Below are 11,359 nucleotides of genomic sequence, written 5' to 3' on the forward strand. Positions count from 1 at the left end.
CGTCTATATCCCAGACAGTACGGTCGCGCGTCTAAATTGTGAAGTTTCTTGATCATCGCTCCAGCCCATCCGTGCGCAAGTAGCTTTCAGATCGGAATACAACCCGGCAATTTCTACCTTACGACCTCAACCCCACCCGCGATAATGCAACGCACTTTCAATCAACGCTGAGTCGGGACATTATTTATCAGCCTGCGACCGACGAATTTCGGACTGCCTTGTGCTGCGACCACCACTGCAGCCCTTCATTGGAGAGGTCATCCGTGTGTCCACTGGATGACGTTGATATCCATGAATTCTGCCCCCAAAGTACGAATGGAAGAATCATGACGATAAACGAGAATTTTCCACCTAGAAAGAATTTCAAATGGGCGAACTATCCAGGGAAGGTTGGCGCCGGAATAGCCGAGTCTGATTTCGGAACCGCCCCTGCAGTTGCGCAGGCACTGCATTCAGCCATCGACGATGGATATACCGGATACACGCCAGATCATGTCTATAGAGACCATTTGTCGGCCTATGCCGATTTCCTCAGGGGAAGGTACGAGTGGAAAGTTGACGAATTCGCGATTCGACTCGCCGATGACGTGCAGAGCGCCTACGAAGCGGTGATTCGCCACTTCACGCGTCATGGATCGTATGTGATAGTGCCGACTCCGGCTTACGCTCCATTCACTCGAATTCCGGAGCGTCTAGGCAGGAATGTCGTTGAAGTCCCGATGCTCCGACGGGAGAGTCAGTACAGTCTCGACCTGGACGCAATCTCTCAAGCATTCGAAAGAGGCGGCGAACTTCTAATCCTCTGCAACCCCCACAACCCCACTGGGACCGTTCTTGGAACTGACCAGCTGCTCGCCTTGTCTGAGGTAATTTCACATTACAACGGCACTGTCTTCGCAGACGAGGTGTGGGCACCAATCGTCTACAGTGGAAAACACGTACCGTACGCTTCGGTGTCCGATACTACTGAGGCTCACACGATTACGGCTTCCTCACCGTCGAAGGGCTGGAACTTGTCGGGACTCAAATGCGCGCAGATCGTTCTCTCCAATCCCAGAGACCAAAAACGCTGGGATGATCTGGCACTATTTCCGCCATCGGCGAACAGCATACTGGGAGTAATTGGAGCAACCGCCGCCTACGGTTCAGGTGCGGAATGGCTTGACGATACCGTTGCGAGGCTGACAGTCAACCGAAACCTGCTTGCCCGCCTCCTCGAAGACCGCCTGCCGGGTGTATGGCCGACCACACCGCCAGCGACCTACCTTGCGTGGCTCGACTTCACCGGATGGGGCCGAGGATCCTCCCCTGGAGCCGCGCTGGATGAACGAGCAAAGGTGATCGTCAATCACGGCGAAGAATACGGCGTCGACTGGCGCGAGTTCGTTCGATTCAACTACGCAATGTGCGAAATCCGCCTATCGCAAGTGGTCGACTCCATCGCTACGGCATTCGGGCGCTGACGTATTTGAGCACGCTCCTTGGTGGGGCAAGGGGTCCTACGTAGACCTGCAACCTCCCTCTTCACAAGATTTTCCCCTATCTGACGAAGTGAACTCGACCCCGACACGCCTGTAGGATGTCAAGCTCCTGGCCAATCTGCTGGGCTTCGCCCATACCACTGCGGAGATATTTCGCCAAGCAGGAACTGGACACGCGCAGGACGCCATCGCCTGGCAGACGCGGGTGTGGGCACGCTCCACAGACACTTCCCGACCTCGGAGGCCCTCATCGACGCCGCCTACAGGCATCGACTCGCCCGCATGCGTGAGGAGGCAACCGAACTTTCATCCGCACGGCCGCCGAGGCCATCCGGATATGGATGAAACATGGAACACCTTGAATCGGCGCGGTCATCGCCTCCGGTGTCGACCCATCTGCTGACAATGCGCACTCCTCACCGACGCCGGCGCCATTCTCCTCAACCCGGCACCAATGGATAGCCTGCGAACCGACGTCACCGTCGATGACGTCGTCCTCACTTCTTGTAGACGCGCTGACCAGGGATTTGACTGCGAGCTGACCCAGACCGCCGAATGCACGCGGAGGACACTCCTGTCCATTCATCGAGCGGCGCTGTCACTCATGAGTCTCTGGACGCAACGACGCGCACCGAGCACCGTGGATAAGCCGGTGGGTCTCGGCCGAACCACCACATCCCGGATCCTTAACCCCGGTGTAATCTGCCCATCTCGACGGTCTTTCGCTAGGAGTTCTATGTCAGGCCGGCGTGGCACACCTGTAGCTTCGCTGCGATCGTGGCCAGGGCTCTACGGTCAGTTGCGCTGAGCGTGTCGAGCACCAGCCGTCACACTAAAGCGCATGCGTGGGCGTTGCCGCGACGACCACCTCGTGTCCGGCGTCGGTTCATATGGCAAGGGTAGTGGACGCGCCAGACACCAATGAGCGACCTGTCAATCGTCGTCCTAACTTTGGCCTAGCGGCCCTCTGCCATGACACCTCTTTCATTACGATGGCAGACAAACTGCATGGATTGGGAGGCGTCAGAGTGGGCGAAACGAAAGACCAGCCAGCTGTGGAACAGCTCGAGTTAGGAGCGGTGTTCGCAGCTCTTGCGGACCCACATCGGCGATCGATTGTCGAGGACCTTCTTCGGGAACCGGATGGGGCTCGGCGCAAGTGCTCAACCTTCGGGGTGGGGGTCTCCCGGTCGACGATGACCCACCAATTCAAGGTCCTCCGTGAGTCGGGCCTGATCACTCAGTTCGACTACCGCAACCGAGCCGAGGTGATGCTGCGTCGGGCAGATCTCGACGCACGTTTTCCAGGGCTCCTTGATCTTGTAGCAGCTGGTAGCAAACGGCGAGCGTCCGCTCCGGAAGACGCCTCGGCTCGCGGCTAGCTTCTGTGGTGTGTCGACGCCAGCGACCCGTTTAGGGCTCTCGGAGGGAGTCCTTGCGGAAGCGGAGCAGGAAAGACAGATTGCACAGCCCAATGCTCACATCAGTCGCGAGAAGCAGGTTGTGTCCATGAAGATTGTGTACGGACCGGATTCGGATCTGACCGGCGTGTCTTAGCCCCAGTGAAGTCGGCCAGGGCCACCCGTCCCGGCCTGAAGAACTAGCCCCCCCGGGATGCGGGGCATCGTCCGTCGTGAACGGCCGCATCCCGGTGGGCCCATGCGCGGGCAGCCCTGATCGTGGGCACAACGGCCTCGATGTCGCCAGCGAGGGCGGTGATCAGTCGTGACGCTGTCGGGTCGGAGGCGCCGGCCCAAACAGCTCCGGCTGGGCGCGCTGCGGATCCTCGCCGTCGCAGGACGAGCCATCCGCACGGGCCGGAAACAACTACTCCGACTTCCAGAGGCTCGCCCTACAACCACCGCATCGATACCGCCTGGACCACGCTCCGTATCGCCTGAACAACCCCCACCGACCACCCACGGAGAACTGGCGAAGCAGCGCCGGTGAGCTCCCGCACGCTATGCCCGAAGAACCTCGCTACCGGCCATCTATTCGAAGGTCAGTGCGCAAGACGAAGATCGAGACTAGGGCCGGGACAAATGGCGGGGAACACGACGAATGGTCGAAACCCGCCGCTACCCGGCCTCGACTGCTCCCCTTGTGGCCAGACGCCAGGCAGCACTGCCGAACCCACCAGGAGGTGACAGCCGCGGCACTGCCCGCATAACGGCCGAACGAGAATCAGGCGGCAGTTCATACACGATGCCCTGAGAGATGATCCTCGGGCGTCAATCGCTTGAATCACAGCCTGTGTTCGTCATTTCGAATCACCGGGCTCGCGACTTCCCCGTTGGAACGATGATGCGTCGAGGCCCGGGTCCCAGCTCGTGAGCTCAATATAAGTGCGCCAGCGCAGTGTCGGCGTCGAATCCGGCGAAGTCGTCGAGCGCACCGTCACGCAGTCGGCTGACCCAACCAGGATCGGCAAGCAACGCCCGACCGATGGCGACGATATCGAATTCGCCCGCATCGAATTGGTCGAGCAGCCGGCAAACCGGGGCCGGGGAGATCCGCTTTGTGCCGTCGAGCGAGAACCCGAACTCGGTGTCTAGACCCACCGAGCCTACTGCGATGACCGGCAGCCCGGTCAGCTTCTTGGCCCAGCCCGCCATACCCAGTCGTGGATCGTCATCGGGAAAAGCAGGCTGATAGTGGCGACGAGTGGACGGGTGCAGCACATCGACCCCGGCCTCGATCAAGGGGGTGAGTAATTTTTCGAGATCGCGTGGTGTGGCCGCTAATTGGGCGTCATAGCGGTTGATCTTCCATTGCGAGAACCGGAAGATAATCGGGAAGCCCGAACCGACAGCCTCCCGCACCGCAGCCACCACCTCGGCAGGAAACCGGGTACGTGCAGTGAGTGTTCCGCCGTAGCCGTCGGTGCGACGATTAGTGTTCCCCCAGAGGAATTGGTCGAGCAAATAGCCGTGACCGCCGTGCACTTCAACGGCGTCGAATCCGGCGTCACGCGCGTTTCGGGCAGCCTTCGCATACACGTCGGCGAGCGCACCGAGCTCGTCGATACGCAACGCCCGCCCGACCTGGTTACCTGCAACGTCGATACCCGATGGGCTGACCGCCTCCTGCCCTTCCCTACCACCGTCGAGGACGTCGCGCTGCGAGCCCTCGTGCCACAGTTGAGCCGCGATAGCGCCGCCCTCGGCATGCACGGCATCGGTCACCGCGCGCCAGCTCCGCAATACCTCGGCCCCATCGATAAGCGGAACGCTGTCCGGCCCAGCCGCCGGATGCGGGATGCGCACGCCCTCAGTGATGATCAGCGCGGTTCCACCTGCGGCCCGGCGGGCGTAGTAGGCGGCCACGTCCGGGCCCGGCACACCGTCTGGGGACGCGAACCTAGTCATCGGGGCCATTGCGAACCGGTTCGGCAGTGTCAGCGTGCCCACGCTCACCGGCGTGAACAAGGATTGCAGCCGCTTGTCATCAATCACTTCCACCCTCAATCCTTCACCCTAGACAGCGCGTTAATATCCTGTTTCACTCGGGCCTCTTTCTCCGGGTGGACGCGTGGGACGGCGCCAACCCAGGTAAGCGTGAGATCCATCTCGATCGTCCCTATCTCTGCATCGGGCGCCCCGCCGAAAGCTGCGGCCACCCGTTCTTCTGATACTGCACACTTCCGCAGAGCCGTAGTGAATGGTGTTCAAACCTTGAACGGCTCAAGTCCGCCTCGGGGAGGAGGAACTCGCCGCGGGCGTCACCGCCTCGGCCAATTCCGGAGTATTGCCCGCGCTGCTGGCGCCGCGAGAGCGGCCAAGGACACCGCGCCCGGGATGACGGCGGGCTTTCGATCTACAGTGCTCTCGGCGAGAGCCGCGCCAACGGTCGACGGGGCATACGGGCGGTCCAACACGGATGGCATGGCGCCGTGCCACAACAGCGCCAGGTCAGCTCCTGTCGGCGGCGGCGACCATGCCCGCGACAGTGCGCTCACCTTGAGGCCCATGCCCGCCCTTTGTCGGTCGGCACTGCCAGACCATCGTTGGCAGGGCTCCGAGTCCGCATCGCTGGGCCAATCCCAACGCCGGAACCAACCCGGCCGAGGCAAGAAGATTGCGGTCCTCGAACGCCGCTACGGTCACCGGGTGGGTACGGGATAGTTGCACCTCAGAGGCGCTCCCCGTTCTGGGATGGACCGGACCTTAGACAAGCCCAATCCTCCTGAAACGTAGGGCAATCTCGCTGTCACGACCCACCCCGTACCCTCTGGTCGGGCCGCCCGGGGGAATCGCACCCTGGGCTCCGACAGATCCCGACGTGACAGTCTCCCGTCGCCGTGCTCTTGTCATTCTGGTCACCAGACAGACGAGACGGATGGAACCCATTTCTAATGCGCGAACATGCGGGGATACCGTGCTGTGATCCCCTGCCAGCACTCGATGGTTTTCTTCCCGCTCGCAGCCGTTTGTATTCCTTGCGGATCCACCGCACCAAGTAGGCGTTGATGCGTGAGAGGACTTGATACAAGGCAGAGCGTTGAACCGCCCCGTGATACTGCATCCAGCCCCGCACGATCGGATTGATGCGTCGTGCGAGGTCGGTGAAGGCGTGACCGGTGCGGTTGTGCAGCCGCCATGTCCGCACCGCCGCACCGATCTTCTTCACAGCGTCCTTGCTGACCGCGGGCAGGAACGCGCTGAAGTGCTGCCCATTCCTGTTCCGCGCCCCGCGCTGGCGGAACGTGAACCCCAAAAGCGGGAACGACGTGTGCTCGCGCGAGCCGCGCCGCGTGCCGTCCTTGCAGTAGACGATCAACCGTAACCCGACCTGCCCCATCCTGTGTGCTCAGCGACAGGCAGGGCCTTTACAGTAGATCGGCGTTTTCACGAGGATCAGCGCTGAGCTGTCACATTTCGTAGCCAGGTTCCGGTGAGGTCAAGAACCGGTCCTGCGCGCTCACGCCATCACTCTGGCCCTGCCTGAGCCTCCCAGTGTTACTGACGAAGAGGGGTGTCACCGGATTGGACGCGGCGCCCGCTCGACGCCCAGTGGTCGACCTCGGACATTTCGGCCATCCCGGGTGCGTAGGCGGCGATGTCTTCCGGGCGCGCCAGGCCGGCTCCGCCGGATGCGTAAGAACCACCATCGGCCAGGTTGAGGCCCGTAATCCAGGAGGCCTCGTCTGAGGCCAGATAGACAGCCGCGCTGGCAATATCTTCGGGTTGCCCAAGGCGCGGAATCAGGTTCGGTGTCATGGTAACGCGCCGTTGTTCGGTGCTTCCGTGCCGTAGAACAGCAGGCCGTTCGGGGTTGCCACACAGCCTGGTGAGATCGTGTTCACCCGGATGGTCGCGCTGGCCACTTCGTTCGTCAGGCAGCTTGCCAACCGGATGACACCAGCTTTGGCCACCGAGTAGGCCTGGATGATGGGGAGGTTACCCGGGTACCCCGTCCCTATATCGGAACCCGCCACTGAGCCCATGAAGATGATGCTGTCGCCGCCACGTGCGCGTAGGTGGAGAATGGCGTGTTTGGAGACCAGGAAGGGAACGGTCAGTGTGTGGTCGAGGGTGAATTTCCAGTCCGCGAGGCTGGAGTCTTCGACCGTTCCCAATCGTAACTGCATCGCGCTGTTGTGTAGGACGTCGATGCCGCCAAATTTCTCGGCGGCGAACTCGAGTAGCTGGTGCGCATCCTCCTCGTTCGAGAGGTCGATCGGGTGCAGCGATTCCATCCGTCCGCCGGCCGCGCGCACGATTGCGAGCGTTTCCTCGGCGGCTTCCGCGTTGATGTCGCACCCGACGATCGACGCTCCTTCGGCCACGAACCGCAACGATCCTTCGGGTTCCCCGACCGTAGAGGTCCCTTCTGGTCTACTTGCCGCGGGTCAACCCTGCAACCGTGCCGCCGCAGAACTGGTGCCATCCAGGCGTGAAGCTCTGGACGATTCGATCAGCAGCGCAAGGCGCGCTGACACCGCCGCCTGGGTTCTTGCGGGTGGTGCCCGACCTGGTTCTCGCGACTACGCAGGTGTCGCGAGCGGTGTGATGGGAAATCGTCGAGACATCGATCAGCGAGGGGCCGCCGGCCCCAGTGTGCGGGACGCACCCCCATACTCGATGTCTCATCGATGCTCCCGCCGATGATTCGCCGTACACCGTGGCGCATCGTTCCTGCTGGTCACATACTCTTCCTACAGACCAGGGCATGGCGCCCGCACTGCGCCACTAGCGGCGTCCGCCGGCAGCGGCCCAGTACGGGCCGGTTCGGCGGGCTACAACAAGGCCCTGCCCTCAAGCGCCAATCTACGGTAGACTTCTATATAGAAGCAGTCGAGGGTACCTGCCCGGGCACCGAGGAGGGGACATGGCGCACAAGACCGCAGACTCGAGCTACGAGTCCGATCCGCAACAGCAGCGCAGCGGCCTGAGCGACCACGAGTTCATCGCCCGGATGCGAGCCGAGCTGTACAAACGGCCGAGCATGCGGCTTGTCGCCGACAGGGTCACCCACATCATGCTGGCCGGACGGATCGATCGAGACGACCCGCTCCTCGAGCTGATCGAATCGGACGACATCCTCGACGAGAAGACGGTGCTGAGCGACGCCGTCGAACGCATCCTGTCGTTCCCGCATCTCTCCGCCAAGGAGGTCGCGGACACCTACGACAAGAACTGGGCCAATCCTAGCGATGCGCTGCGCAAACTCAGCGCCAAAGGGGAGGTCATCGGGCTCAAGCGGGCCGGGAAGTTCCGGTATCCGGAGTTTCAGTTCTCCCTGGCGGGCGAGGCGAGTCAGGTGGTGCGGGAGGGCAATGTGGCGCTCGGTGCCCGGGATGATCCGTGGGGGGTCGCGTCGTGGTGGCTCTCGCCGAACCCGTCGGCCGAAGACCGCAAGTCTCCGGTCCAACTTCTGGACGAGGGATCGTTCGACGCCGTGCGCGCGTTGCTGCGCGCGGAGATCGCCGACGACATTGCCTAACCGCCCACCACCGGTATCGGTGACCGCGCACGTCGGGTCGCTCACCGTCGGAACCAAGCTCTGGCGTATACACTCCGGCGACCCGAACCGGGGCGTCTTGACCCTGAATCCGACCCCGGCGGGAGCGGGAGGCGGACGGTTCGACTCCTCCGACGGGTCGTACCACTACAGCTATTTCGGGGAGGACATCTCCACCTGCATCGCGGAGACCTACTGTCGGTCGCTGCCGCTCGATGATCGCGTTCCGAGAATTTTGCGGAAGGCCAAGCTGGCCGGTCGGGTCCTGTCCCAGGTCACCGTGACCGACGATGTCCCGGTCGCGCTGGTGCACGGCTCGCATCTGGCGGCGATCGGTCAGGACACCTGGCTGACGAAATGCGATCCCGTCGACTACCGGATCACCCGGGACTGGGCGGCATCGATCCTGCACGGGACCGGCGGGGTGCTCGGGATCAAGTACCGGGCACGCAACGACGAGGACCGGTTCTCCGTCGTGATGACGATCAAGCCCAATGCCGGTGTGGGGCTGCATGACCTGATGACGGTGTCCCGGGGCCCGATCGTGCTCGATGACCGCGCCGGGGTGGAGCTGGTCAGATCCCATCTCGCAAAGTACAACGCAACCGTCATCTAAGTGTCGACGTCGATCTCCCACTGTCTGTCACCGCTGTGGCGCGCGTGGGAGATAAACCGATGAAAAGCCAACCGCGAGTACAGTATTGTTTCCTGCCTATCAACGACGCCGTGACAGACCGCGCAGCAAGGAAATCCATGGGCCGCTCGAAGAAAGCAACGCAGGCCACACAGGCCGCGAAGAAGAGGCGAAACAAGGCCAAACGACAGACCCGTGGCACAAACCCGATCGCGAACGCGAGTTTCCCCGACTCCAGAGCAATGGTCCTCAGCAACCCATTCGACGCGACCGCACAGCGGGCGCTCATCGAACTGGCACCGGAGCTGACCGTCGAGGAGTACCACACACTCCGGGACACCGGCGACAACCCGAAGCCTGATGAGTACGACCTTGTCGATCTCACCCTCACGCGCATACTCGACGATCGCCGCGAGTGGGAGAGCTACGAAGACGGGACGTGGGATCACATTCCCAACCGGGACCACGTCGCAACGGCCTGGGGTGAGTTCGCCCAACCACTACACATCGCGGTCAGCTTCACCGCTGCCGATGGACCCCGGTGGGAGGTCCACTACCCCTCCCCGGACGAAGACTTTCGCACCCCTGCCGAAACCTACACCAGCCGAGACGCCCTCCTCGCCGAACTCGACCGACTCGAACACCTGGGCCACCAACCGATAAATACCCGATCAACTACCTAAACCAGCAGGCAGCACGTCGGGCTGTGCCGCCATCGACCGGCCGACGACAGATTCAGGTCGTCGACGCGGACCGGCCACCTGGGGGTCCTACTCCCCGTATTCGGCACCACCCTCGGACGGACCATGCGGTGTCAGTGGGCGTCGTGGAAAGCTTGCACGATCTCGGCACGGATCCGGCCCCGGGAGGGCATCTCGTAGCCCTCTTCTACCGCCCACTCCCGAATCTTCTTGACCTCGCCCGTCCTCGCAGTCGATCCGATCGGGTCCGTTACCCGATTCGCGCGGCGCTTCCTGCCGCCGACCCTCCTGGAATGCGCAATCCAGTAGTCGAGAGCGTCGCGGAACTCCTTGGCGTGCTCGCCCTTCAGGTCGATCTCGTACTCGACGCCATCAACCGCGTAGTTGATGCTCTCCCCCTCGTCACCGAACACGGTCCCGTCGATATCGTCCACCCACTCCACCACAGCCCTACGCGCCACGGATTCCACTCCCACCTTCATCGATACGAACGAAACAACAGTACTCGCGCCGGACACCGCATCACCGCTAGCTACGCTAGCTATGATTGCATCGCACCCAGATGCCGGCGATCAGTCTCGTCGTCGCACAGCACCCTGCCATCGTGCGAGTGGCCACCGCCCCAATCCTTCGAGGATCCTCATCACCAGCACCAACCGGTTTCCACCAGACCCTCCCAACGCACGCGCCCCCACACCACTTTCGTCACTGTGATGCAATTCGAGTTCCGGGTGCCGTAGCGCTCCTCCGATCGCCCCGTCCGACAACCGACCCATGAAGCCGCAGAAGCACTCTCGGGCCTGCGCGTGCGGCATCAACGGCATCTGTCGGGTCGGAGGCACGTCGGGCCGCCGCAACCCCCTGTGACCACCGCCGCCTGTGCCCACCTCCGCTCCCCCGCGCACGGAGTCCGCTGGCGTAGTGCGGCCCAGCCCCACCCAGGTACAGGCGGGCGAACTCACGCGGACCGGAGTCCAGGTCTTCGGTGTCGCAAAGAATGACAGGTGCTCACTCGGCGCGGCGCCGACGCGGTTTGGGGATGTCGGTGCGCGCACCCTGACCCGGCCTGTTGTTCGCCCACGCGACGATCTCCGAGCGCTTCCACAGCGGAGTGCGGCCGATCTTCTCCACCGGCGCCGGCGCTTGCCCACGGGAGACGTACCCGCGGAACGTCGAGGCGGACAGCTCGGTACCGGTCTCCTCTTTGATCAGGTCGATGACCTGGTCGGTGGTCAGTCGATGTGGGTTAGCCATCTGGTGAGAGTCCTTCCTGTTCATCGCCTTCTCGGCGATGCGGGTGGTAGTTCGGTTGCAATGCGGCGGTCGACCCGGCAGACCGGCTGCGACACGACGGCACGCTGTGCGGGACTGTCCTCGGAGGGACCCTACAACGGCGTGCTGTAATGCCCGCACACGCGTTCGGGGGTCTGATTTCGGTCCCTACGTTCCAACACTACAGCGATAAATTGCAAGGTTTGGAACCCGTGGAGAGGGTCCCTCTAGCTGGACGGCACGTCCCGAACATCATGTGTCTCTCCTCGAACAAGGACCTGCTCGCTTGCGACAGCAATGTCGACATG

At 62.5% G+C, this 11,359-nt stretch carries 10 protein-coding genes; 4 read left to right on the plus strand and 6 right to left on the minus strand.

Annotated features, from left to right (window positions below; genetic code table 11):
• The first annotated feature begins 326 nt into the window (after positions 1 to 326).
• On the plus strand, positions 327 to 1,463 hold the full coding sequence (locus RJ1_RS32725; RefSeq protein ID WP_073366627.1) for a MalY/PatB family protein: 1,137 nt from the start codon (positions 327 to 329) through the stop codon (positions 1,461 to 1,463).
• A gap of 2,354 nt (positions 1,464 to 3,817) precedes the next feature.
• Here RJ1_RS32725 and RJ1_RS32735 read toward each other — a convergent pair.
• From RJ1_RS32735 to RJ1_RS32750, 4 genes are all read right to left on the minus strand, one after another.
• The gene (locus RJ1_RS32735; RefSeq protein WP_255284920.1) at positions 3,818 to 4,942 is read right to left on the minus strand and encodes an oxidoreductase; all 1,125 of its coding nucleotides are present in this window, start codon (positions 4,940 to 4,942) and stop codon (positions 3,818 to 3,820) included.
• Positions 4,943 to 5,690: 748 nt separating this feature from the next.
• Complete coding sequence (locus RJ1_RS32740) at positions 5,691 to 6,281, minus strand: group II intron maturase-specific domain-containing protein (RefSeq protein ID WP_073366629.1); 591 nt, start codon at positions 6,279 to 6,281, stop codon at positions 5,691 to 5,693.
• A gap of 158 nt (positions 6,282 to 6,439) precedes the next feature.
• Entirely contained in the window at positions 6,440 to 6,700 is a 261-nt protein-coding gene (locus RJ1_RS32745; protein ID WP_073366630.1) for an SDR family oxidoreductase, read from the minus strand.
• Positions 6,697 to 7,269 (minus strand): SDR family NAD(P)-dependent oxidoreductase, encoded by a 573-nt coding sequence (locus RJ1_RS32750; RefSeq protein WP_162850277.1) that lies wholly within the window; start codon positions 7,267 to 7,269, stop codon positions 6,697 to 6,699. Before RJ1_RS32750 ends, RJ1_RS32745 begins: the two co-directional genes overlap by 4 nt.
• A gap of 542 nt (positions 7,270 to 7,811) precedes the next feature.
• Between RJ1_RS32750 and RJ1_RS32755 the strand changes: the two genes are divergently transcribed.
• From RJ1_RS32755 to RJ1_RS32765, 3 genes are all read left to right on the plus strand, one after another.
• Entirely contained in the window at positions 7,812 to 8,426 is a 615-nt protein-coding gene (locus RJ1_RS32755) for a hypothetical protein (protein ID WP_073366632.1), read from the plus strand.
• 19 nt (positions 8,427 to 8,445) lie between these two features.
• Positions 8,446 to 9,060 carry an RES family NAD+ phosphorylase gene (locus RJ1_RS32760; protein ID WP_255284921.1) on the plus strand — a complete coding sequence of 205 codons (615 nt, stop codon included), beginning with the start codon at positions 8,446 to 8,448 and terminating at the stop codon, positions 9,058 to 9,060.
• A 137-nt stretch (positions 9,061 to 9,197) separates the two neighbouring features.
• Entirely contained in the window at positions 9,198 to 9,761 is a 564-nt protein-coding gene (locus RJ1_RS32765; protein WP_073366634.1) for a hypothetical protein, read from the plus strand.
• A 131-nt stretch (positions 9,762 to 9,892) separates the two neighbouring features.
• Here the strand turns inward: RJ1_RS32765 and RJ1_RS32770 are convergent, their stop codons facing one another.
• Both RJ1_RS32770 and RJ1_RS32775 read right to left on the minus strand, forming a co-directional pair.
• Positions 9,893 to 10,240: a histone-like nucleoid-structuring protein Lsr2 gene (locus RJ1_RS32770; protein WP_073366640.1), complete on the minus strand. Its 348-nt coding sequence runs from the start codon at positions 10,238 to 10,240 to the stop codon at positions 9,893 to 9,895.
• 547 nt (positions 10,241 to 10,787) lie between these two features.
• Positions 10,788 to 11,033, minus strand: a complete 246-nt coding sequence (locus RJ1_RS32775; protein ID WP_061043717.1) for a helix-turn-helix transcriptional regulator — start codon at positions 11,031 to 11,033, stop codon at positions 10,788 to 10,790.
• Positions 11,034 to 11,359 lie beyond the last annotated feature (326 nt).

This window comes from Rhodococcus jostii NBRC 16295 (assembly GCF_001894825.1).
Taxonomy (GTDB): Bacteria; Actinomycetota; Actinomycetes; order Mycobacteriales; family Mycobacteriaceae; genus Rhodococcus_F; species Rhodococcus_F jostii.